Below are 22,789 nucleotides of genomic sequence, written 5' to 3'. Positions count from 1 at the left end.
TGCGCAACAAAATTTCTGCGCAAGCAAACACAACTCTGCGGCAGGTTCAATAGACGGGTGCGTCGCCACCTGGAATTAGTGACCCATAATCATTGTTTCGAGCGCTTCTTTTTCCATCGCCAATTCAGACAGCTGCGCTTTTACGACATCGCCCAATGTAACGATTCCGATCAATTTACCCTCTTCGACAATCGGCATATGGCGAAAACGCCCTTCAGTCATTCGGCTCAGAACGTCCTGGACCGAGTCCTGCCGTGTCGCAGTAACCAGATCGCGGGTCATATATGCGCTGACAGGCTGGCTAAGGCATCCGCTGCCACTGGCAGCCAATTCGCGTACGATATCACGTTCCGATAGGATACCGGATGCTGTTTCGCCGCCATCTTCGGACACCACGACCGTACCGATCCGCTTTTCCGCAAGAATTTTGGACGCGTCGGACACAGTCATATCCGGGTTGACCGTTTCAACCCCTTCGGTGGCCTTGGATTTCAGAATGGCCTGAACAAGCATATACGTAACCTCCGAAATAACTGTCTGTTTTACAAAGCGTTGCCGGAATGTTTGAATGTGTCAAGGTGAAGCTTCGGCTTCAAGCCGCTCAACTTCTTCCCGAATACCAATGGTTAACGCCTGTGCAAAACGATTCAGCCGTTCATTTCGCTGATCACCCTGATGTCGAACCAGATGAAAGCTGCGCGTCAAACTCACCTGTTCTGTCAGGATTTTTTTCAGACTTGGGTGAAAAGGCAGCGTGAAATCATGAGCCATGCAAATACCTGATCCAAGCGAAACCTGACGCAATTGCACAGACACCGAATTCGATGCAAGCGCGACACGGTCAACTCCGATATCCACAAGGTAGTCGAGTTCCCGGTCAAAAATCATGTCTGGGATATAGCCGATCATCCTGTGGCCGTTCAGATCGTTTGGTTTTGTTATACCAGTGCGGTTCGCCAAATAGTCTTTGCTGGCGACAAGGTGCAATTTGTAGTCTGTGATTTTCTGCACCACCAATCGACCTGCGGTTGGCGCGCTGACTGTCACGGCCATGTCTGCTTCGCGACGAGACAGGTTAATCACCCGTGGCAGCGCCAGAATTTGAATATCCAGATCGGGATTCGCATCGCAGATTTTTTCGCAAACCTGCGGCAGTAGGTAATTGGCACACCCATCTGGTGCACCGATCCTAATCTGCCCGCTCAGGGTTTTTGAAGAGCCTGCCATAGCCCCTGCAGCCGAACGCATCGCCTCTTCTGCCTTAAGGCCGTGGTCCAATAACCGCTCACCAGCCGATGTGAGTACATAACCGAGCTGCGATTTCGTGAACAAAGATGTATCCAGCGACGCCTCAAGCCGCGCGATCCTTCGCCCAACAGTGGCTGGATCGATCTTCAGCTGACGCCCTGCCGCCGAAAGGCTTTCTTCGCGGGCGACGGCCAGAAACACCCTCATGTCATCCCAGTTAGGAGTCACGCACCACCCTTTGCATTTTTGCAAAACATCTTTGGGAAATTGCCTCTGTTCACAGGATTTATGCAAGCCTATTCTGCGCTCAAAATTACCGGAGGAATTCGCAATGACCGAACTGTCCCACTTCATCAACGGTGAAAACGTCGCTGGCACATCCGGCCGTTTTGACGATGTATTCAACCCGGCCACTGGCGAAGTGCAGTATAAATGCCCGATGGCCAGCGCTGCAGAGACGACAGCCGCGATTGAAAGCGCCGCTGCAGCGCAACCAGAATGGGGTGCGACCAACCCGCAAAGACGCGCTCGTGTCATGATGGCGATGGTTCACCTGATGAATCGTGACATGGACAAATTGGCCGAAGCACTAAGCCGCGAGCACGGCAAAACAATCCCCGATGCCAAGGGGGATCTTCAGCGCGGGCTGGAAGTTATCGAATACTGCATTGGCGCACCGCAGATGCTGAAAGGCGAATACACCGATAGCGCTGGCCCTGGAATCGACATGTACTCGATGCGTCAACCGCTGGGCGTTGTGGCGTCGATCATGCCCTTTAACTTCCCGGCCATGATGCCGCTGTGGCACGTGGGTCCGGCGCTTGCCTGCGGTAACGCAGTGGTTCTTAAACCGTCCGAGCGTGATCCTTCTGTTCCATTGATGCTGGCCGAACTGTTTATAGAGGCCGGCCTTCCAAAAGGCGTGTTCCAAGTCGTAAATGGCGACAAAGAGGCCGTCGATACGTTGTTGGATAGCGAAGTCATTCAGGGCGTGTCCTTTGTCGGATCGACCCCGATTGCGCAATACATCTATTCCCGCGCCACAGCGAACGGCAAACGCGCACAGTGTTTCGGCGGTGCCAAAAACCATATGATCGTCATGCCCGACGCAGATATGGATCAGGCCGCGGACGCATTGGTTGGTGCGGGCTTTGGGGCCGCAGGTGAACGCTGCATGGCTGTTTCCGTCGCTGTCCCAGTCGGAGAAGAGACCGCCGACGCGCTGATCGAAAAGCTGGTACCCCGTATCGAAAAGCTAAAAGTTGGCCCTTATACTGCTGGCGATGACGTCGACATGGGTCCGGTTGTAACCGGTGCTGCCAAAGAGCGCATCCTTGGTCTGATCAATTCTGGCGTCGAACAAGGTGCCAAACTGGTCGTGGATAATCGGGACTTTAGCTTGCAGGGCTACGAGGACGGCTTCTTTGTCGGGCCTCACCTCTTTGATCATGTCACCCCGGACATGGACATCTACAAGCAAGAGATTTTTGGCCCGGTTCTGTCGACAGTCCGCGCAGGTTCTTACGAAGAAGCGCTGAAACTGGCGATGGACCACGAATACGGAAACGGCACCGCTATTTTCACCCGCGACGGTGACACAGCCCGTGACTTTGCCAGCCGCATTAACATTGGGATGGTCGGTATTAACGTGCCGATCCCGGTTCCGCTGGCCTACCACACCTTTGGCGGCTGGAAGAAATCTATGTTCGGCGACTTGAACCAGCACGGACCAGACAGCTTCAAGTTTTACACCCGCACCAAAACCGTGACGGCCCGCTGGCCATCAGGCATCAAAGAAGGCGGTGAGTTCAACTTCAAAGCCATGGACTAAGTCTTTTCGACACCAGAAACCGGCCCCTGTGGGCCGGTTTTTTCGGCGGCGACCTGCCAAAACCCACGTTTTTGTGAGCCTCACGATAAATTCAGACTGCAACATCTTTAAAAAGCGGGTCTTTCCCAATATTTTTAGGCTAAATTAAGCTCGAGCAGTTTCTGATCCGGAGGCGAAATTGTCTAATCCTCGTATCACCCGTCGCTCTGCCTTGTTGGGGGCAGCATCCTTTTTGGCGACACCTGCGCTTGTCCGCGCGCAAAGCACTGATGCTTTCCCGCAATCCGAAGATGCGATCAGCACGCAACTTCCGGTGCGTCGTAACGTATCGTCCTTTTCTCAGCAGAACTGGCAGGATCATTTTGATGAGCTAGGTGCCGGTTGCCTGCTGGCAGATATCACAAGCCGCGCCGTGCATTACTGGGGGCCCGACGGGACGTACAAACTGTACCCCAGTTCTGTTCCGATGAGCGAAGAGTTGACCAAGCGCGGATATACCGAAGTTGTCCGCAAACGCGAGCACCCTAGCTGGACGCCCACCGCGTCCATGCGTGAGCGTGATCCATCCCTGCCGATCCGGATGGAAGGCGGAGACCCGGGTAACCCGCTGGGTACACGCGCGATGTATCTGGGATGGCCGGCTTACTTGGTGCATGGCACCCACGATACGCGCAAGATTGGACGGCAAAGCTCGTCCGGGTGCATCGGACTTTATAATCAGCACGTCGAGGAATTGTATCCTCTGGTCCAGATCGGAACCCAAGTCCGTCTGGTCTGACAAAAAAGCCCCGGCCGCAAGGACCGGGGCTTTTTTGTTAATATCAATCTTATTCCGGCAAGATTACCGAGTCGACGACGTGGATCACACCGTTGCTTGTCTCAATATCGGCCTGCACAACTTCGGCATCGTTCACCTTGACGCCGCGCTTGGCGTTGACGCTCAGACGGTCGCCCTGAACCGTCAGAACCTTGGCGCGTTTACCAGCGATGTCACCGGACATCACCTTCGCAGGCACAACGTGATAGGTCAGGATCTCGACCAGCTGATCTTTGTTTTCCGGCAGAAGCAGGGTTTCAACTGTACCTTCAGGCAGAGCCGCGAATGCCTCATCAGTGGGGGCAAAAACTGTGAACGGGCCATCACCCTTCAGGGTTTCGACCAGACCTGCGGCCTGCACTGCGGCAACCAGAGTGTTGAACGACCCTGCAGACACGGCTGTGTCGACGATGTCGGCAGCTTGTGCTTTGACGGGCAGTGTTAGTGCAAGTGCGGCGGCGGCGCCCATGAGTGTGCGACGGAACATGGCTGTAACTCCTCTCCAGCTTGTTATGAAAAGGGTTACGGACCTATCGTCGCACCGGATCACATTGATATCAATTTTCTTTGATCTGCACCCAGATACTCTGCGCCCTGCCGTCCCTTAAGAATGGTAGCGCATCGACTGCATCGGGGCGGTCCTGCTGCAGGTAGTATCCGGGCCAAAGCATTGAAAACGCGCCAGATTGCAAAAGCGCATGTAGCATGTATTGCTCGCCCCAGCCGGGGCAGTCATAGAAAAAACGTTTCGGGTATTCATACGGTAAAAAAACATCGTGCACGTGGATCACCACCCCCGGTTTCAGGGTAGGAATGATGCGGCAGAACAGATGCGCGACATCATTGCTCATGCGGACAACGTGGCTGGAGTCGATAAAGAGAACATCCCCAGCCTCAAGCTGGTCGAACACCGCAGGATCAACCTCTTCCAACCGCTTTTGCTCGAATTGATCCACGACATGGGCGATATCTGCGCGCGGATACGGATCAATTGCCGTGATCTTTGTGTCCAGCCCGCCGTCAATAATCGCTTGCCGTGTGACGCGGGTCGAGTTTCCACAGCCGACCTCGATCACTCTTTTGGGCTGAAACCGCCGGATCATGAGATAAAGCGCATCAGCGTCAGGGCTATCGTAGTATCCGTTTTCCGCTCGGTACCCAGTTTTATTCCGCTGCGGATCCTTTAGCGCGGCCAAAGCATCGGCGTTTTCGGCATATTCCGAAACCAGCGGGGCAATATCAAACGCCTCCATCCCCGGTGACAACGCATATGCTGGTTTGGTCAATCCACCTGCTTTTTCGAATGCCTCCAGCCGGGCGCGCTCATCGTTTTCGACGATCTTGTCGACAAGCTTTACACCCAGCTCGTCCAATGCGGCGTTGATCTTTGGGAATTTCCTGGGTTTCACGCACGGACTCCGGGTTTTGACAGATACCTGCATGCTGCATATCGCTGTGGCCGGGGGGTTCGCAAGCTAAACACTTGGCAAGAAGTTGAATTCCGTATTCACTGTTCGGAATACAGCAGCGAGGGTCGCCATGCAGCAGGAATACACGCTGGGCATCGAAGAAGAGTATCTTCTGGTCGATCGCGATACGCTTGAACTGGCCGAGGCACCCGCGGCTTTGATGGAAGCGTGTCAAAACGATTTCCAAGGTCAGGTCAGCCCCGAATTCCTGCAATGCCAGATCGAAGTGGGCACCCGCCCCCATCCGACAATCGGCTCAGCGCGGGAAGACCTGAAACGTTTGCGCAGCTGCGTGGCCCAGCGTGCCGCCGAATACAACCTCGCGCCGATCGCCGTATCCTGTCACCCGTTCGCAGATTGGAAAAAACAGCATCATACGCGAAAAGACCGCTACGATGCGTTGCATCATGCGTTGGGTGGAGTGGCGCGGCGCATGCTGATTTGCGGTATGCATGTCCATATCGGCATCGAGGACCCTGCCCTGCGCGCAGATTTGATGCCGCAATTATCCTATTTCCTGCCCCATCTTTTGGCTCTGTCCACATCTTCCCCTTATTGGAACGGCGAAGATACTGGCCTTTCATCCTATCGGCTGACCGTTTTTGACAACCTGCCGCGCACAGGGTTGCCGCCAGTACATGCCAGTTGGGGCGATTATGAACGCACCACAGGTATTCTGGTCGAGCTAGGCGTCATAGAAGACACGTCCAAAATCTGGTGGGATCTGCGCCCTTCGCATCGCTTTCCGACCTTGGAAACCCGGATCATGGACGTACAGCCCCGATTGGAACACGCCCTGTCCCTTGCAGCCATGGTGCAGGCACTGACGCGCATGCTGATGCGCTTGAAAGACCGAAATTTGCGGTGGCGCCACTACGATCAGTTTTTGATCGGCGAAAACCGGTGGCGGGCCCAAAGATACGGTGTTGGCGAAGGCATGATCGACTTTGGAGACCGATCCATCAAACCCATGCCCGAACTCATTGGTGAATTGATGGGTATGCTGGCCGAAGATACTGAGGCGCTGGGTACCATGACCGAGCTGGCCCGGCTCCAGCAGATTGCGCAAAACGGAACCTCGGCAACACGTCAACGACGCGTGTACGCCGAAGCCGCAGCGCGCGGAGAAGACCCCGGCAGAGCGGTCGTCCGGCATCTGATTGATGAGTTCCACCACGACTTGTGAGGCCTGATCCTAAACCGCGGACTCTCGCGCTGTGGCAATTGCTGAGCGTGCAAAATTTCTGTAAGGATTAAGAAATAAACACTCGTTCAATTCGACCGGCGACGTGGGAGGCAAGATATGGATTTCGCCCTGACCGAAGAGCAGACAGCGATCTTCGACATGGCATACGACTTTGCGCAAGAACACATCGCCCCGTTTGCCCGCCAATGGGAAGAAGACGGCACAATCCCCAAAGATCTATGGCCGCGCGTGGGCGAGCTTGGGTTCGGTGGCTTGTATGTACCCGAGACCAACGGCGGCTCGGGCTTGTCCCGACTTGATGCAACGATGGTTTTTGAGGCGTTGTCGATGGCCTGTCCGTCTGTTGCGGCCTTTCTGTCCATTCACAACATGTGCGCCAAAATGCTGGACAGCTTTGCCGGAGACGACCTCAAAGCCCGCGTCATGCCCGACGTGCTCAGCTTGAACACTGTGCTTAGCTACTGCCTGACGGAACCTGGGTCGGGCTCGGACGCTGCGGCATTGAAAACACGCGCGGACCGCACAAACCTCGGCTACACGCTGAACGGCAGTAAGGCGTTTATCTCTGGCGGTGGCTATTCCGACGCCTATGTCTGCATGGTTCGAACAGGACAAGACGGCCCAAAGGGGATTTCGACCGTTTACGTCGAAGACGGCACCCCAGGTCTAAGTTTTGGCGCGCTTGAGCAGAAGATGGGCTGGAAAAGCCAACCCACGGCGCAGGTGCAATTCGATGATTGTACCATCCCGGCCGAAAACCTTGTCGGCATCGAAGGCGACGGGTTCAAATACGCCATGATGGGCCTTGATGGTGGACGCTTGAATATCGCGTCATGCTCGCTTGGTGCGGCGCAGGCTGGTTTGAATATGACGTTGCAATACATGTCGGAACGCCGCGCCTTTGGTCAATCGATCGACCAGTTTCAGGCCTTGCAATTCCGTCTGGCCGATATGGAGATCGAGTTGCAGGCTGCGCGCACCTTTTTGCGACAGGCGGCATGGAAACTGGATCAAGAAGCTCCGGACGCAACAAAGTTCTGTGCCATGGCCAAGAAGTTCGTCACCGAAACCGGTTCTAAAGTCGTCGACCAATGTCTTCAGTTGCATGGCGGCTACGGATACCTTGCCGACTATGGCATCGAAAAACTGGTCCGCGACCTGCGGGTTCATCAGATCCTTGAGGGCACGAACGAGATCATGCGCGTGATCGTATCCCGGCAAATGATCGCCAACCGCTGAGGATCAGATGGCAGATATCGACATTCGAACCACGGGCCGCGCTGGGCGCATCACCCTCACTCGCCCGTCAGCTCTGAACGCTCTCAGTTACGATATGTGCATGGCTATTGATGCCACGCTGCGTAACTGGCGCGAAGACGATGCAATCGACCTGATCATTCTGGACGCCGAAGGTGAAAAGGCGTTTTGCGCAGGTGGCGACATCGCCGAATTATACGACACAGGGAAACAAGGTGACTTCACCTATGGCCGCACGTTCTGGCGCGACGAGTATCGGCTGAATGCCGTGATCTTCGAATACCCCAAACCAATCGTGAGCTTTTTGCAAGGTTTCACTATGGGCGGAGGCGTAGGTATCGGGTGCCACGGAAGCCATCGCGTTGTTGGCGAAAGCAGTCAGATCGCCCTTCCTGAATGTGGAATTGGGCTGGTTCCTGATGTCGGAAGCACCTTGATGCTTTCGCTCGCACCCGGTCGGATCGGAGAATACCTGGGAACAACCGGTTATCGGATGAACGCAAGTGACGCGATCTTCGCCGGGTTTGCCGATCATTACATACCACAGGCGAATTGGCCTGACCTAATCGAAATGCTTGAGGCTTCGGGTGATCTTGAGCATTTGGCCAGCCATGCAGAAATGCCGCAGGACGGTACCTTGGCAAGCATTCGAACCGATATAGATGCGTGTTTTGACGGCGAAACCTTGCAGGACGTGCTAAACACCTTGCGCCATTCCGACAAAGAGATCGCCGCGAATGCCTTAAAGCTTATGAACCGCAGTGCGCCGCTTTCGATGGCATGCACGATTGAGATACTCCATCGGCTGCGTTCAACCAACCTGAGCATCAGAAAAGCGCTTGAACTGGAATACCGGTTCACATTTCGCGCGATGGAACATGGCGATTTTCTGGAAGGCATCAGAGCACAGATCATCGACAAAGATCGCAACCCGCGATGGCGGTACAAAGATCAACCAGTGCCGGCTGTAGACGTTTCAAAAATGCTACAGCCATTGGGTAAGGATACCCTGACATTCGAGGAGGATTGAAATGAAAATCGGGTTTATCGGCCTCGGGAATATGGGAAACCCAATGGCCGCCAATCTGGCCAAAGCCGGACACGAGGTGACCGGTTTTGATATGGCAGATGTAAATGTCCCGGGTGTCAGAATGGCATCTTCCGGGGCCGAAGCGGCCGCCGGAGCGGACATTGTCATAACCATGTTGCCCAACGGACCAATCCTTCGCTCGGTCGCAGACGAGATCCTGCCTGCCATGGATTCCGGGTCTGTTTGGGTAGACTGTTCTACGGTGGATGTCGACAGCGCGCGCGCCGTTGCGGATCAGGCTAGCGCGGTTGGCGTGCAGGCCGTGGACGCTCCGGTGTCGGGCGGTATTGGCGGCGCCGCGGCCGGTACGCTGACCTTTATGGCCGGAGGGAGCGATGAAGCCTTTGCCAAGGCCGCCCCGCTGTTTGACATCATGGGGCAGAAAGCGGTGCACTGCGGAGTATCCGGCGCGGGGCAAGCCGCAAAGATCTGCAACAACATGATTTTGGGTGTCACCATGATCGCGACGTGCGAAGCGTTCGCGCTGGCTGACAAGCTTGGGCTGGACCGACAAAAGATGTTCGACGTCGTCAGCACGTCTTCGGGGTATAGCTGGACGATGAACGCCTATTGCCCTGCCCCGGGCGTTGGCCCTGCCAGCCCTGCGGATAATGACTATCAACCCGGTTTCGCTGCAGAACTCATGCTGAAAGACCTGCGTCTTAGCCAACAAGCTGCCGAAAGCTCGGATGCAGATACACCTATGGGTCAATCGGCAACCGAACTGTACGCCCGGTTTGTCGAGGAAGAAGATGGTCTGGGCAAGGATTTCTCGGCGATGTTGCCGCGCTTTGAAAAGCGTGGGCGAAGTTGACACAGCGCTCGGCGTGTTGTCGCCTATAGGGTTGACCCAAAAGCACCGCGTGCGCATGTAATGATCAAACCATATCGTTGTATTCGGAAAACATCATGTCGCGCGCGCTGCCTATCGCACTGTCCATATTGGCTCTGACCCTTAGCCCTGCAGCAGGGATTGCAGGTAATGGAAAAGGGCATAGCAAACACAGTGACAAAGTGTTCCGTGTCGAACCTCAACTGGTAAAAGGCAAAGCCGGACACTGTCCGCCGGGCCTTGCCAAGAAAAACGTTCCCTGTGTCCCTCCTGGTCAGGCGAAGAAGCTCTACCGAAATGGGGACTTCATCAACCGCGATTACCGTTGGATCAATGACCCCTATCGCTATGGGCTGCAACGCGGCGGTAGCTATATTCGCGCGGGCGATTACGTCTATCGCGTTGATCCAGAGACACGGAAAGTGCTGAACCTGATCGGTGCCGTCGCTGATATCCTTTATTGAGAAACGCAGACCTGCGGCCAACGAGCCACAGAATTTGTTGGATTGAACCGCGTTTGCGCAACTATGGCGGTAGCTCCTAACTTTTGACGCAATTTAGCGTCACCACGATTCTCGTTATTACGAGGATTGAATATGAACAGCGAAGCCACGATATTTGAGTTCCGCGGCCCGTGGAATGTTCCGATACAGTTTAGTCAAAGCTTGATTTTCCTGGTTCTGATCGTTGTTGGGTTTAACTTTGATCCAGACAGCCTGCCCTACGCGCTTGGATTTGTGGCCATTTTACTTGCCTCAATCCTTCTGCATGAATTGGGTCACGCTTGGGGCTGCCTTGTTCAGGGTATTCCCGTCAAACGCGTGGTCCTTTGGGGCGGCGGCGGGTTTTGCGAGCATGCACGATCAACCTCATCCTATGAAGACGAACTGATTGTTGCGATGGGCCCCATCGTGAACCTTTCCCTGTGGGCAATTTGTTCACTGTTGGAGCCGATGGTTGCCTCGCCCCAGCTTGGATGGGTATTGGCCGTGGCAGCCGAACTGAACTTGTGGCTAACCGTATTCAACATGCTGCCATTGATGCCGCTGGATGGAGGGCGTCTGCTTCATGCCGGCTTGAACAGAGTTGTTACCCCCGGCATCGCAACCCGTATCTCGGGCTTTGTGGGCCTGGTCGGTGTTCTTCTTTGGCTGCCACTGATGTTCTTTGCCTACTACTATTTCGGCTTTGTTTTTCTGTTTTTCCCGCCGTTATTGCTTCATTGGCACATGCTCAGATACGCCCACTATTAGGCTAAGAAACAACAGCTGCGGCAGGACTCATTCTGCCGCAACCTGCTCAGGATTAAGCATTTGCTTGAGGTAGCGCCCAGTGTGGCTGCGCTCGACCAGAGCAACCTCTTCCGGGGTGCCGGTCGCAACGATTTCACCGCCGCCATCACCACCCTCGGGACCAATATCAATGATGTGGTCAGCCGTTTTAACCACGTCCAGGTTATGCTCAATCACGACGACGGTGTTTCCCTGATCAACGAGTTCATGCAGAACTTCCAACAGCTTACGGACGTCTTCGAAATGTAGTCCTGTGGTTGGCTCATCCAGGATGTACAATGTCCGACCCGTCGAACGTTTAGACAATTCCTTGGACAGCTTCACCCGCTGCGCCTCGCCCCCCGACAGGGTCGTGGCTTGCTGGCCTACCTTGATGTAACCCAAACCGACGCGCGCCAGTGCATCCATTTTATCCCGGATCGATGGCACTGCCTTGAAGAACTCTTGTGCATCTTCGACTGTCATATCAAGAACATCGGCGATGGACTTACCCTTGAATTTGATCTCAAGTGTTTCACGGTTATACCGCGCGCCTTTGCACGTTTCACAGGTGACATAGACATCAGGCAAAAAGTGCATTTCGATCTTGATGACGCCATCACCCTGGCACGCCTCGCATCTACCGCCTTTGACGTTAAAGCTGAAACGACCGGGTTTGTAGCCACGTGCCTTAGCTTCGGGCAATCCCGCAAACCAATCCCGGATTGGGGTGAAGGCACCAGTGTAAGTTGCTGGATTTGAACGCGGAGTCCGCCCGATTGGGCGTTGGTCAATATCTATAACTTTGTCCAGATGCTCTAACCCCTTGATGGTTTCACACGGGGCCGGAGTTTGCCGCGCGCCGTTCAGACGCATCGAAGCCGTTTTGAACAACGTTTCGATGGTCAAAGTTGATTTTCCACCACCGGAAACCCCGGTCACGCACACGAATTTCCCAAGCGGGAATTCGGCCGAAACGTTCTTGAGGTTGTTGCCCGTAGCTTTGACGACTTTGACTTTCTTTTTGTTACCTTTTCGGCGATCCGCCGGTACCGAGATTTCTCTGGTACCCGACAGATACTGACCGGTCATCGACGCCGCATCCGCTGCGATTTCACTTGGTGTTCCTTTGCTCACCACTTGTCCGCCATGCACACCAGCGCCGGGGCCAATATCAAAAACGTAATCGGCCTCGCGGATAGCTTCTTCGTCGTGCTCGACCACAATCACCGTGTTGCCCTGATCGCGAAGGTTCTTCAGCGTTCCAAGCAGCCGGTCATTGTCGCGCTGGTGCAGACCTATCGATGGTTCGTCCAACACATATAGAACGCCAGTCAAACCTGAGCCGATTTGGCTGGCCAAGCGAATTCGCTGGCTTTCACCACCCGAAAGCGTCCCGCTTGAGCGAGACAGTGTAAGATATTCCAAACCAACGTTATTCAGAAAACCCAAACGCTCGCGTATTTCCTTGAGAATGGCACGCGCGATCTCATTCTTCTGGGTGCTAAGATGGTTCGGAGCCTGTTCAACCCAGTGCAGAGCGTCTTTGATCGACATTTGAACAACTTCGCCTACATGCAGCCCAGCGATCTTTACCGCAAGCGCTTCGGGCCGCAACCGGAACCCATGGCACGCCCCGCAAGGGCGATTGTTTTGATAGCGTTCGAATTCTTCGCGAATCCAGGCGCTATCTGTCTCACGATAGCGCCGTTCCATATTCGGGATCACGCCTTCAAAGTTGCGCGTTACCTGATAAACGCGGCCACCTTCGTCATAGCGGAACTGTATCTCTTCGTCGCCTGAACCACGCAGGAATACCTGCTGGACCTTTTCAGGCAGATCTTTCCACGCAGTGTTCTTGTCGAATTCGTAGTGCCGGGCAATCGCTTCGATCGTCTGCAGAAAATACGGAGACTTCCCCTTGCGCCACGGCGCCAAGGCGCCGTCATACAACTTAAGTGTCTGGTCGGGAACGACTAGGCGTTCGTCAAAAAACAGTTCCACCCCTAACCCGTCACAATCCGGGCAAGCGCCGAACGGAGCGTTAAAGGAAAAGAGGCGCGGTTCAATCTCCGGGATCGTAAAGCCGCTTACCGGGCAGGCAAAGTTTTCGCTGAACGTAATCCGCTCGGGGTCGCCTTCGCGTGGCGCGGTTTCAAGGATGGCGATCCCATCCGCCAGATCCAACGCCGTTCGCAGGCTATCCGCCAGCCGGGTTTCCATACCCTCACGCACAACCAGACGATCCACGACCACATCAATGTCATGGCGGAACTTCTTGTCCAGCGTGGGCGGTTCGTCCAATTCATAGAACTCTCCATCCACCTTTACGCGTTGGAAACCCTGTTTACGGAGCTCTAGGAACTCTTTCTTGTATTCCCCTTTGCGGTCGCGAACGATCGGGGCCAGCAGATAGCCACGAGTGCCCTCCTCCATGGCCATGATGCGATCCACCATGTCCTGAACCTGCTGGGCTTCAATCGGCAACCCTGTGGCCGGGCTGTACGGGGTTCCCGCACGCGCAAAAAGCAGTCGCAGATAGTCGTAAATCTCGGTCACGGTTCCTACGGTCGAACGTGGGTTCTTAGAAGTCGTCTTTTGTTCGATCGAAATTGCCGGGGACAAGCCGCTGATATGATCCACATCGGGCTTTTCCATCATATCCAGGAACTGGCGCGCATAGGCCGACAGGCTTTCGACATAGCGACGCTGACCCTCGGCATAGATGGTATCAAACGCGAGGGACGACTTACCCGACCCGGACAGCCCCGTGATAACCACCAACTGGTCCCGTGGGATATCTACGTCGATACCTTTGAGGTTATGCTCGCGCGCTCCGCGCACCTCAATATTCTTCAGCTCAGCCATGCTTGGCCCCCAAAACACAAGTGTCCTAGAAATAGGCGAGCGGCACTGAGTCTCCAACAGAAAAGTTAGAACGAATAGTGAACAATCAGTTTATTGCCGATCTCTACTGACAAATTTCATCACGATTGTCGTTTTGTCATGCAGGGATCGTTTAAAACTGAAGATTGAGAAGAAAATGGCGCGGTTGACGGGGCTCGAACCCGCGACCCCCGGCGTGACAGGCCGGTACTCTAACCAACTGAGCTACAACCGCGCATCTATTTTCGTGGCCTTTGACCTGGACCAAGGATGGCAGCGATGGCGCGGTTGACGGGGCTCGAACCCGCGACCCCCGGCGTGACAGGCCGGTACTCTAACCAACTGAGCTACAACCGCCCGCTGCACGTTCGTCGCTGAACGTTTGGGTGTATTATGGCTAGGCTCGGGCAGCGTCAAGCGGCGTTTTGAAGTTTTTTCCGAATTCCGGAATTTTACGCAGTGCGTGATTGAATGGCGTGATGCGTACCGACCTGCACACTTGATATAGGCATTGGTTTTCGGGGGCTTCGAAGGCCCAGGCCCAGCACGTGAATATTCGAATGTGTTTACCTAGCAACAGGATAGGAAATTTCCGGCCAACCGATACACCCTGGAGAGGAATCACCATAAGGCTGCGCCCGCTGATCAGGTCTCAATTCAGAACCTGAAGCAACAAAACCAAAAACGGAGCAGAAACGTGAATAAACTGTTTATTTGCAGCGCATTAATTGCATCTTTTAGTGTAGGAACTGCGCAAGCTGTCGAAATTTCCGGTGGCTACATTGATTTAGGCTATTCGACTTTCACTGATACCGACCTCGGGGATGTCTACAACCTGAACGGTTCAGGTGAGCTGGCTTTCTCACGCGCATTCAGCGCGCAATTGGACCTGGGAGCATACCGCTTTCAGGACTTTGGTGAAACTGCCACAAACTGGACAGTACACGGCAACTGGCACACAAGCGGAAACGCCTCTTTCGGTGCATTCTGTGGCCAAGAGGATCTGGACGAAGCTGACTTTGATTTCTACGGAATCGAAGCCGGATTTGACGCCGGCCCCGCCGAGATCGAAGGTTACCTGGGCCGTCATGACCTAAGCAATGTCTCTGATCTCGACGGAACTATTTTCGGTATCGCGGCCAAGACTGACCTGAATGACAATTGGGAACTAAACGCCAGTTTTGACATCGTGGACAATTTCATCGGCGCACTGGATTATAACCTGTTTGCCCTTGGTGCTACGTATGCCGCTGCTGACAATGCTGAGGTTTACGGCAAAGTCGGTGTCGCCCATATCTCTTCACCGCTGGTCTCTGGCAGCTCGAATGAGGCCTATATCAACGTAGGTGTACGTGTGAACTTTGGCAACGAACGCGGAACGACATTTGGACGCCGCGGCGTTCTGGCCAGATTGCCGGGTCTGCCGGGATAACAAACAATGCGCCCCGAAACCTTCGGGGCGCGTTTTGCCTGATGTCTTTGTGAACATATCGACCCTGTCTTGCGCAGCAAAAAGTCTCGCGCTAAGAAGCCGGCTCATGGGTGATTAGCTCAGTGGTAGAGCGCTTCGTTCACATCGAAGATGTCAGGAGTTCAAATCTCTTATCACCCACCATTCCCCTCTTGGCCGGACTAGTCTCACTACCGATGAAGTGCGTGTGTGATAGAACTATGGGCGAGACGAAAGTCCCGCCCACAGTTTTCTGAAATTAGTGGGTAGTCGCCGCCGCACCCGAGCTGTCGGATGTCTTAGCCGCTGCGGCAGCCGCTTCTTCAGCCGCTTCGTCCCATTCGATCGCTTCGGGTTCACGAACCAATGCCTGCTTCAGCACCTCGGATACATGGGTCACCGGAATAATCTCTAGCCCTTCCTTCACATTGTCGGGAATATCGGCCAGATCCTTTTCGTTTTCCTCGGGGATGAGCACAGTCTTGATCCCACCACGCAGAGCCGCCAGCAGCTTTTCTTTAAGGCCACCGATCGGCATCGCGTTACCACGCAGTGACACCTCTCCCGTCATGGCTATATCCTTACGAACCGGGATTCCGGTCAGCACGGACACGATGGATGTCACCATCGCCAGACCGGCACTCGGTCCGTCCTTGGGCGTTGCCCCGTCCGGAACGTGTACGTGAATATCCAACGTGTCGAACTTGGGCGGCTTTACCCCAATCTGCGGAGAGATCGACCGCACATAGGACGAAGCTGCATCAATGGATTCCTTCATCACGTCGCCCAGTTTACCCGTGGTCTTCATCCGACCTTTTCCAGGTAATTTCAGCGCCTCGATGTGCAGCAGGTCACCACCGACCGAAGTCCACGCCAGACCGGTCACAACACCTACCTGATCGTCCTGTTCCGCCAAACCATAGCGGAACTTGGGCACGCCAAGGAACTCATCCAAGTTATCGGACGTCACCGTAACGGATTCGGCCTCTTTCTTGATGATCTTGGTCAGCGACTTCCGCGCCACCTTGGCGATCTCACGCTCAAGATTCCGCACACCCGCCTCACGGGTATAGGTGCGGATGATGGACTGCAGCGCGTCATCGGTCAGTTCAAATTCCTTGGCTTTGAGGCCGTGGTTTTTGACCTGTTTGCTGATCAGGTGCTGCTTGGCGATCTCGGACTTTTCCTCTTCGGTGTAACCGGCCAGCGGGATGATCTCCATCCGGTCCAGCAGAGGCCCAGGCATGTTATAGCTGTTCGACGTGGTCAGGAACATCACGTTGGACAGGTCGTATTCAACTTCAAGGTAGTGGTCCATGAAAGTGCTGTTCTGTTCCGGGTCCAACACCTCGAGCATGGCCGAGGCCGGGTCGCCACGGAAATCCTGCCCCATCTTGTCGATTTCATCCAACAAGATCAGCGGGTTCGTGGTTTTCGCCTTTTTCAGCGCTTGAATGATCTTACCGGGCATCGAGCCGATGTAAGTCCGGCGGTGACCCCGAATCTCGGATTCGTCGCGCACGCCACCAAGCGAGATGCGAATGAACTCACGCCCGGTCGCCTTGGCAACCGACTTACCCAGCGAAGTTTTACCCACACCCGGAGGGCCGACAAGGCACAGGATCGGGCCTTTCAGCTTTTTCGAGCGCTGCTGGACCGCCAGATACTCAACGATCCGCTCTTTGACCTTCTCAAGCCCATAGTGATCGGCATCCAGAATGTCTTGCGCGCGACCCAGGTCCTTTTTGACACGCGATTTCGTGCCCCACGGCAAGGCGAGGATCCAATCCAGATAGTTTCGCACCACGGTGGCTTCGGCCGACATGGGCGACATGTTCTTGAGCTTTTTCAGCTCGCCCTCAGCCTTCTCGCGCGCTTCCTTGGACAGCTTGGTCTCAGTGATCTTAGCTTCCAGTTCGGCAACTTCGTTGCTGCCGTCCTCGCCATCGCCAAGCTCCTTCTGAATGGCTTTCATCTGCTCATTCAGATAATACTCGCGCTGCGTCTTCTCCATCTGGGATTTGACGCGTGTCTTGATCTTTTTCTCGACCTGAAGCACCGACATCTCGCCCTGCATCAGGCCATAGACCTTTTCCAGCCGCTCACTGACCGAAAGCGTCTCAAGCAGCTCCTGCTTTTGCTCAACCTCAATGCCCAAGTGACCGGACACAAGATCAGCCAGTTTTGCGGGCTCTGTGGTCTCACCCACGGCGGTCAACGCCTCTTCGGGGATGTTCTTGCGGACTTTGGCGTAACGCTCGAACTCGTCCGCGACAGTGCGCAAAAGTGCCTCGGTCGTGGTCACATCGCCGGGTATCTCGGTCAGATATTCCGCGCGTGCCTCAAAGAACTCTTCGTTTTCCAGAAACTCGGTGATCTGCACACGTGCTTGCCCTTCGACCAGCACCTTCACAGTGCCGTCCGGCAATTTCAGCAACTGCAAAACGTTTGCCAGAACACCGGACCGGTAAATCCCGTCCTCGACCGGATCATCGTCGCCCGGATCAATCTGGCTGGACAGCAGAATCTGCTTGTCGTCCTGCATCACTTCTTCCAGTGCGCGGACGGATTTTTCCCGGCCCACAAACAGCGGCACGATCATATGTGGGAACACCACGATATCGCGCAGCGGCAGTACAGGGTACGAGGAATTAAGAGGCTCTTGCATGCTCTATCCTTATCATTCGCAAGACGGCACCGGTCCCTTCTAGAGGCAACGCCTGACCGTCTCCTGTTTGGACGATAAAGGTGGGGTGTGATGGCCCCATTTCAACCTCATCGCCATGTGTCGTGATCTAGAATGACCCGACAGTCTAGCAACTACAAGACGTCCTAACAAAACTTACACCAGAATTCGTGTCCAAGCGCCCGCTACCAAACTGTCGCAAAATCTTTTCTGCTAAGGTATTCCTTGATTTTTTCATAGCGATCTACCGCACTTCGCGATCGCCTCGCACGTCGGCGTAGCAATATTGGTTGAAACTCATTCCCCCAGACCGCTTCTCTAAGGGTGGCCGCCTCTGTATCTAGCCCGTTATGTTTCAGAAACTCTTCCATAGCGCTTGAGTAATATTCGTCCATCAGAAACAGAGCTCCGTTCCATGGCTTATTTCTACCCGAAAAATGCACGATACGTGGATTGACGGCCCAAGCGAGGAACCCGTCACCTTTATGCATTTGCCAATTCCAACTTGGAGGCAATTCGCGCCAATTCGCAGAAAGCGCGTAGTTCAATGCAGTCTGATCCGCGTAGACAAGGGTTTTCCCATGTTCCATCAGAAAGTTTACAGCCTTTTCGGCAATACCTTGAGACAGAAACTCTTTGCTATTTGCGACTAGAAAGCCCGAGTTGAAATAGTTCTGCTCTTGCCCCGCCACCAAATGATCAGCGTCCCGGATGACGTCGCAGTCGCTCATCGACCAATATTGCGCATCTCTAACAGCAGCCATCGGCTTGCCTTCAAAGTCAAAGTTCCGAAGCTCGTTGAGGTCGCCCCAACGCAGGAACATATCGACATCACAATACACGACACGCACGTATTTTGGGCACAGCTCTTCAAGTGCTGTAATTCGAAGTAAAGAAGTCAATGTAAAACGTCGAGTTGTCTTGAATTTTTCGAATGGAATTACGCTTTTATCCTTTACGACGACATTAACGTCTGACGAGAGAATTTTCTCCAATTCTGTAGGTAAAGGCTGATTGGAATAAAAAAAACAATCCAACGAACCGCCGTGGAATTGTAAAACTCGGTTCAAAAAGAAAACAGCCTGCCAAGCGAGATTTTCATCCGCGCAAACGACAAGTGCCATTCTGCTTTCACCTGCTGCGGATTCGCCCATGGATTCGGGTTTTTGTTTACGCTCAGTGCCAAATTTCATCGCATGAAACCAGGTTTTGTGACTGTTGAATCAGTGTCGCTCAATATCGCCTTGCGCACGTTGCGCATGGAAATCATCCTGCCACAGATCAAATGATCCTGCGGATATTGCACTTCGCATACCCTCCATAATTTCTTGAAAGTAATGAAGGTTATGCCATGTCAGAAGCATGCCTGAGATCATCTCGTTGGCGCGGAAAACGTGATGCAAGTAGGCCCGAGAATAGTGCGAACACGCCGGGCATGTACATTTTTCATCCAGAGGCCTGGGATCGTCAGCGTGGCGGGCGTTTTTGATGTTCACGACGCCATAACGTGTAAAAACCTGCCCCGTCCGCCCCGATCGAGACGGCAAGACACAATCCATCATATCTATACCCCGGGCAACCGCACCGACGATATCATCAGGTTTGCCGACCCCCATCAGGTAGCGCGGTTTGTCTTGCGGCAGCATATCAGGGGCGAAATCCAGGACGCTAAACATGGCCTCCTGACCCTCTCCAACGGCCAGACCGCCGACAGCGTACCCTTCAAACCCGACCTCCTTAAGTGATTGGGCGGACTCCTCACGAAAATCCTGTTCTAGCCCACCTTGTTGAATACCAAACAAAGCATGCCCCGGCCGATCACCGAACGCATCGCGCGAACGCTGCGCCCACCGCATTGACAGACGCATCGACTCGGCAATGCGATCCCGATCCGCGGGCAAAGCAGGGCATTCGTCAAAACACATCACGATATCTGACCCAAGCAAGCGCTGGATTTCCATAGAACGTTCAGGTGTAAGCTCATGTTTCGACCCATCAATATGGGATTTGAAGGTCACGCCTTTTTCCGTCAATTTGCGCAACCCGGCCAGCGACATGACCTGAAACCCACCCGAGTCCGTCAGGATCGGACGCTCCCAATTCATGAACTTATGCAATCCACCCAGACGGTCGATCCTTTCGGCCGTCGGACGCAACATCAGGTGGTAAGTATTGCCCAGCAGAATGTCCGCGCCAGTTTCCCGCACGCTTTCGGGCATCATTGCCTTAACGGTCGCTGCCGTTCCAACCGGCATGAAAGCGGGCGTTCGCACATCGCCACGTGGTGTACGAATTACACCGGTCCGGGCTTTGCCGTCTGTGGCTTTCAGATCAAATGAAAAACGGTCGGTCATTGGGGCCTCAGGGTATCAGAACCGGCCAGCATTTGCCTTATCTGAGTGCCTATTGCAACCCGTCACGCAAGTGATGCGACCCGTCTCGTAAACAGGTCGACGACCCCCGCCCCGTCGACATCGCGACAAACGCGGACCGCAGGGCGTGTCGCGTCAACACGTGTTGCACCAAACTCTGGGCCATCTGTAACAACACAAATACCGGTTTCAACCATATCAAACATCGCTGCATGTGTGCAGGCGATTACCGCTGTTGAGTCGTGCAAGCCGCATCCATCCAAACCGCTGACTTCTTTGTAGAAACGCAGGTAGAACTTGGAAATATCTCGAATAAAACCGCCGATTTCAGGTGCCTGTAACGCCAAAGCCTCGAAATCGGCCGGTTTGTAGAGCGTCTTTAGCGTCACATCCAAGCCCACCAAAACCGTTTCTGGCGGAGCTGCGAAAACCTCATCCGCCGCCTGGACGTCATGGTAAATATTCGCCTCGGCGTGGTCTGTGACGTTGCCGCGACAAAACACAGCGCCACCCATAATGACCAACCGTTTGATATTGGACGAAAACTGAGAATCCAAACGCATCGCGGCGGCGACATTGGTCAATGGACCCACTGCACAAACAACCAGTTCGCCCTTATGCGCTCTGGCCATTTCAACCAGGTATTCCGCTGCTTTCAACAGATGATTTTCACCGATCTGAGGGATATCGACCACGTCACCGAACCCTTCGGGCCCATGCACGCGATCAGATGGTATGTGAGTATCCTTGCCCTGCGCGGCCTTTGCACCTTCGGCGACCGAAGCGGGCGATCCAAGTTTATGCAGTAAAAACCGGGCATTGCGGCTGTATTGATGCACGTGTGTGTTGCCGAAGACCGTTGTTAGCCCAAGCAAGTCTATCTCGGGCGCGGCAACGGCATAGACAATCGCCATCGCGTCGTCGATACCGGGATCTGTGTCGATAATCAGTTTCATCCCTGCCCGATAGCGCAATCAACCAGGGATGCAAAGCAGCCACATTTAGCTGTTTCCCCAACACATACACAGGTTCAAAGACTTGCATCACCAGCTATTCCATCCATACCTGAGTTGAAAATGGGCGATTCAATACCCAAATGTATACTATAGTACACAATAAACGAGGACAGATATGACTGAAGACCAGATAATAGGATTGCTTTCGTCGAATATCATCTACCTGCTAGCGGCGGTCTTGATCGTCGTTGTGATTTTCAAAGGCATAAAAATCGTGCCGCAGTCGGAAAAATATGTGGTCGAACGGTTTGGGCGCCTTCACTCGGTACTTGGCCCCGGCATCAACTTTATCGTCCCTTTTCTTGATGTTGCGCGTCACAAGATATCCATCCTTGAACGCCAGTTGCCGAACGCCACGCAAGACGCGATCACCAAGGACAACGTTCTTGTTCAAATCGACACATCGGTTTTCTACCGAATTCTCGAGCCTGAAAAGACCGTTTACCGTATCCGCGACGTTGATGGCGCCATCGCGACCACCGTTGCAGGTATTGTCCGTGCAGAAATTGGTAAGATGGATCTGGACGAAGTTCAGTCGAACCGCGCGCAGTTGATCACCCGCATTCAGGAAAGCGTAGAAACCGCCGTGGATGATTGGGGTATCCAAGTGACGCGCGCCGAAATTCTGGATGTTAACCTTGATCAGGCAACGCGTGATGCGATGTTGCAACAGTTGAACGCTGAACGTGCCCGCCGTGCCCAGGTGACAGAAGCCGAAGGACAGAAACGCTCGGTCGAGTTGCAGGCGGATGCCGAACTCTACGCCGCGGAACAATCTGCTAAAGCCCGTCGGATTGAGGCCGAGGCCGAAGCCTACGCAACTGGCGTTGTCGCCAAAGCGATTCAGGACAACGGCATTGAGGCTGCGCAATATCAAGTTGCGCTGAAACAAGTCGAAGCCCTTAACGCCTTGGGTAATGGTGATGGTGCACAAACAATCGTCCTACCCGCAAATGCGCTTGAGGCGTTTGGCGATGCGTTCAAAATGCTGAGGGGAGGAAAATAATGGCCGATCCGTTCTGGCTGACATGGTGGATCTGGCTGGCGGCTGCTTTGGCGCTGGGAATTCTGGAAATCGTCCTGCCAGGGTTCATCTTCCTCGGGTTTGCCATCGGGGCCGCCATAACGGGCCTGTTGCTGGTCATTCCGGGAATTACTCCGTCACTGCCGGTTCTGCTTTTGATCTTTGCGGTATTGTCGCTAGTTGCATGGCTGGCCCTGCGTCGAATGTTTTCCTTGCCTCATGGTCAGGTGAAGACATTCAAGCACGACATCAACGAATAAATCCGTCGGCGCCCTCAATGGGCGCCACGGCACTACTGGACGCTGCCCGTGGCTTTCCCTATATAAAAGCTCA

The 22,789-nt window shown here is 54.2% G+C and carries 20 protein-coding genes and 3 tRNA genes; 12 read left to right on the top strand and 11 right to left on the bottom strand.

All coding sequences use genetic code 11. The features are described from left to right. Positions 1-75 precede the first annotated feature (75 nt). Together ACR0BD_RS15360 and ACR0BD_RS15355 are read right to left on the bottom strand one after the other, a co-directional pair. Positions 76-513, bottom strand: a complete 438-nt coding sequence (locus ACR0BD_RS15360) for a CBS domain-containing protein (protein WP_480693389.1) — start codon at positions 511-513, stop codon at positions 76-78. A 60-nt stretch (positions 514-573) separates the two neighbouring features. Further along, positions 574-1,476, bottom strand: coding sequence for a LysR family transcriptional regulator (locus ACR0BD_RS15355; protein WP_480831721.1), 903 nt, complete (start codon positions 1,474-1,476; stop codon positions 574-576). Between the two features lie 103 nt (positions 1,477-1,579). Between ACR0BD_RS15355 and ACR0BD_RS15350 the strand changes: the two genes are divergently transcribed. Beyond that, complete coding sequence (locus ACR0BD_RS15350; protein ID WP_480693387.1) at positions 1,580-3,079, top strand: CoA-acylating methylmalonate-semialdehyde dehydrogenase; 1,500 nt, start codon at positions 1,580-1,582, stop codon at positions 3,077-3,079. A gap of 178 nt (positions 3,080-3,257) precedes the next feature. Continuing rightward, positions 3,258-3,857, top strand: coding sequence for a L,D-transpeptidase (locus ACR0BD_RS15345; protein ID WP_480693386.1), 600 nt, complete (start codon positions 3,258-3,260; stop codon positions 3,855-3,857). Between the two features lie 49 nt (positions 3,858-3,906). Here the strand turns inward: ACR0BD_RS15345 and ACR0BD_RS15340 are convergent, their stop codons facing one another. Continuing rightward, complete coding sequence (locus ACR0BD_RS15340) at positions 3,907-4,383, bottom strand: fasciclin domain-containing protein (RefSeq protein ID WP_480693385.1); 477 nt, start codon at positions 4,381-4,383, stop codon at positions 3,907-3,909. A 70-nt stretch (positions 4,384-4,453) separates the two neighbouring features. Beyond that, complete coding sequence (locus tag ACR0BD_RS15335) at positions 4,454-5,305, bottom strand: class I SAM-dependent methyltransferase (protein WP_480831719.1); 852 nt, start codon at positions 5,303-5,305, stop codon at positions 4,454-4,456. A gap of 130 nt (positions 5,306-5,435) precedes the next feature. Between ACR0BD_RS15335 and ACR0BD_RS15330 the strand changes: the two genes are divergently transcribed. From ACR0BD_RS15330 to ACR0BD_RS15305, 6 genes are all read left to right on the top strand, one after another. Further along, positions 5,436-6,551, top strand: a complete 1,116-nt coding sequence (locus tag ACR0BD_RS15330; RefSeq protein WP_480693383.1) for a carboxylate-amine ligase — start codon at positions 5,436-5,438, stop codon at positions 6,549-6,551. Between the two features lie 117 nt (positions 6,552-6,668). Then, on the top strand, positions 6,669-7,811 hold the full coding sequence (locus ACR0BD_RS15325) for an acyl-CoA dehydrogenase family protein (RefSeq protein ID WP_480831717.1): 1,143 nt from the start codon (positions 6,669-6,671) through the stop codon (positions 7,809-7,811). A 7-nt stretch (positions 7,812-7,818) separates the two neighbouring features. Beyond that, the gene (locus tag ACR0BD_RS15320; protein ID WP_480831715.1) at positions 7,819-8,859 is read left to right on the top strand and encodes an enoyl-CoA hydratase/isomerase family protein; all 1,041 of its coding nucleotides are present in this window, start codon (positions 7,819-7,821) and stop codon (positions 8,857-8,859) included. Between the two features lies 1 nt (position 8,860). Further along, positions 8,861-9,733, top strand: a complete 873-nt coding sequence (mmsB, locus tag ACR0BD_RS15315) for a 3-hydroxyisobutyrate dehydrogenase (RefSeq protein WP_480831713.1) — start codon at positions 8,861-8,863, stop codon at positions 9,731-9,733. 95 nt (positions 9,734-9,828) lie between these two features. After that, a complete protein-coding gene (locus ACR0BD_RS15310; RefSeq protein ID WP_480831712.1) occupies positions 9,829-10,215 on the top strand; it encodes a hypothetical protein in 387 nt (128 codons plus the stop codon). A 132-nt stretch (positions 10,216-10,347) separates the two neighbouring features. Then, on the top strand, positions 10,348-11,004 hold the full coding sequence (locus tag ACR0BD_RS15305) for a site-2 protease family protein (RefSeq protein WP_480831710.1): 657 nt from the start codon (positions 10,348-10,350) through the stop codon (positions 11,002-11,004). Between the two features lie 27 nt (positions 11,005-11,031). Here ACR0BD_RS15305 and uvrA read toward each other — a convergent pair whose 3' ends face one another. The 3 genes from uvrA to ACR0BD_RS15290 all read right to left on the bottom strand — a co-directional run bounded on the left by uvrA (position 11,032) and on the right by ACR0BD_RS15290 (position 14,265). Next, a complete protein-coding gene (gene uvrA, locus ACR0BD_RS15300; RefSeq protein ID WP_480693377.1) occupies positions 11,032-13,890 on the bottom strand; it encodes an excinuclease ABC subunit UvrA in 2,859 nt (952 codons plus the stop codon). 176 nt (positions 13,891-14,066) lie between these two features. Beyond that, a tRNA-Asp gene (locus ACR0BD_RS15295) sits at positions 14,067-14,143 on the bottom strand. A 45-nt stretch (positions 14,144-14,188) separates the two neighbouring features. Next, positions 14,189-14,265: transfer RNA gene (locus ACR0BD_RS15290), tRNA-Asp, on the bottom strand. Positions 14,266-14,605: 340 nt separating this feature from the next. Here ACR0BD_RS15290 and ACR0BD_RS15285 point away from each other — a divergent pair. Both ACR0BD_RS15285 and ACR0BD_RS15280 read left to right on the top strand, forming a co-directional pair. Further along, entirely contained in the window at positions 14,606-15,340 is a 735-nt protein-coding gene (locus ACR0BD_RS15285) for a hypothetical protein (protein ID WP_480831709.1), read from the top strand. Between the two features lie 108 nt (positions 15,341-15,448). After that, positions 15,449-15,523 (top strand) — tRNA-Val (locus ACR0BD_RS15280). Between the two features lie 94 nt (positions 15,524-15,617). Here the strand turns inward: ACR0BD_RS15280 and lon are convergent. The 4 genes from lon to ACR0BD_RS15260 form a co-directional block, all read right to left on the bottom strand. Further along, positions 15,618-18,026 (bottom strand): endopeptidase La, encoded by a 2,409-nt coding sequence (lon, locus tag ACR0BD_RS15275; RefSeq protein ID WP_480831707.1) that lies wholly within the window; start codon positions 18,024-18,026, stop codon positions 15,618-15,620. A gap of 203 nt (positions 18,027-18,229) precedes the next feature. Then, positions 18,230-19,237 carry a glycosyltransferase family 8 protein gene (locus ACR0BD_RS15270; protein ID WP_480831705.1) on the bottom strand — a complete coding sequence of 336 codons (1,008 nt, stop codon included), beginning with the start codon at positions 19,235-19,237 and terminating at the stop codon, positions 18,230-18,232. A gap of 30 nt (positions 19,238-19,267) precedes the next feature. After that, positions 19,268-20,398 (bottom strand): tRNA guanosine(34) transglycosylase Tgt, encoded by a 1,131-nt coding sequence (tgt, locus tag ACR0BD_RS15265; protein WP_480831703.1) that lies wholly within the window; start codon positions 20,396-20,398, stop codon positions 19,268-19,270. A 62-nt stretch (positions 20,399-20,460) separates the two neighbouring features. After that, entirely contained in the window at positions 20,461-21,372 is a 912-nt protein-coding gene (locus tag ACR0BD_RS15260; RefSeq protein ID WP_480831701.1) for a nucleoside hydrolase, read from the bottom strand. 175 nt (positions 21,373-21,547) lie between these two features. On the opposite strand from ACR0BD_RS15260, the gene ACR0BD_RS15255 reads away from it, so the two are divergent. Both ACR0BD_RS15255 and ACR0BD_RS15250 read left to right on the top strand, forming a co-directional pair. Beyond that, on the top strand, positions 21,548-22,438 hold the full coding sequence (locus ACR0BD_RS15255; protein WP_480693366.1) for an SPFH domain-containing protein: 891 nt from the start codon (positions 21,548-21,550) through the stop codon (positions 22,436-22,438). Continuing rightward, complete coding sequence (locus tag ACR0BD_RS15250; RefSeq protein ID WP_480831699.1) at positions 22,438-22,716, top strand: NfeD family protein; 279 nt, start codon at positions 22,438-22,440, stop codon at positions 22,714-22,716. Before ACR0BD_RS15255 ends, ACR0BD_RS15250 begins: the two co-directional genes overlap by 1 nt. The last annotated feature ends 73 nt before the right edge of the window (positions 22,717-22,789 follow it).

The sequence above is a fragment of the Ruegeria sp. G5 genome (assembly GCF_056533365.1).
The sequence above is the reverse complement of the archived record's forward strand: the minus strand, read 5'-3'. Positions and strand labels throughout refer to the sequence as shown.

Bases quoted from the DNA above. Each gene is read 5' to 3' on its own strand.
- ACR0BD_RS15360 (WP_480693389.1), bottom strand. From the start codon at position 513: ATGCTTGTTCAGGCCATTCTGAAATCCAAGGCCACCGAAGGGGTTGAA.
- ACR0BD_RS15350 (WP_480693387.1), top strand. From the start codon at position 1,580: ATGACCGAACTGTCCCACTTCATCAACGGTGAAAACGTCGCTGGCACA.
- ACR0BD_RS15340 (WP_480693385.1), bottom strand. From the start codon at position 4,383: ATGTTCCGTCGCACACTCATGGGCGCCGCCGCCGCACTTGCACTAACA.
- ACR0BD_RS15330 (WP_480693383.1), top strand. From the start codon at position 5,436: ATGCAGCAGGAATACACGCTGGGCATCGAAGAAGAGTATCTTCTGGTC.
- ACR0BD_RS15325 (WP_480831717.1), top strand. From the start codon at position 6,669: ATGGATTTCGCCCTGACCGAAGAGCAGACAGCGATCTTCGACATGGCA.
- ACR0BD_RS15320 (WP_480831715.1), top strand. From the start codon at position 7,819: ATGGCAGATATCGACATTCGAACCACGGGCCGCGCTGGGCGCATCACC.
- mmsB (WP_480831713.1), top strand. From the start codon at position 8,861: ATGAAAATCGGGTTTATCGGCCTCGGGAATATGGGAAACCCAATGGCC.
- ACR0BD_RS15310 (WP_480831712.1), top strand. From the start codon at position 9,829: ATGTCGCGCGCGCTGCCTATCGCACTGTCCATATTGGCTCTGACCCTT.
- ACR0BD_RS15305 (WP_480831710.1), top strand. From the start codon at position 10,348: ATGAACAGCGAAGCCACGATATTTGAGTTCCGCGGCCCGTGGAATGTT.
- uvrA (WP_480693377.1), bottom strand. From the start codon at position 13,890: ATGGCTGAGCTGAAGAATATTGAGGTGCGCGGAGCGCGCGAGCATAAC.
- lon (WP_480831707.1), bottom strand. From the start codon at position 18,026: ATGCAAGAGCCTCTTAATTCCTCGTACCCTGTACTGCCGCTGCGCGAT.
- ACR0BD_RS15270 (WP_480831705.1), bottom strand. From the start codon at position 19,237: ATGAAATTTGGCACTGAGCGTAAACAAAAACCCGAATCCATGGGCGAA.
- tgt (WP_480831703.1), bottom strand. From the start codon at position 20,398: ATGACCGACCGTTTTTCATTTGATCTGAAAGCCACAGACGGCAAAGCC.
- ACR0BD_RS15260 (WP_480831701.1), bottom strand. From the start codon at position 21,372: ATGAAACTGATTATCGACACAGATCCCGGTATCGACGACGCGATGGCG.
- ACR0BD_RS15255 (WP_480693366.1), top strand. From the start codon at position 21,548: ATGACTGAAGACCAGATAATAGGATTGCTTTCGTCGAATATCATCTAC.
- ACR0BD_RS15250 (WP_480831699.1), top strand. From the start codon at position 22,438: ATGGCCGATCCGTTCTGGCTGACATGGTGGATCTGGCTGGCGGCTGCT.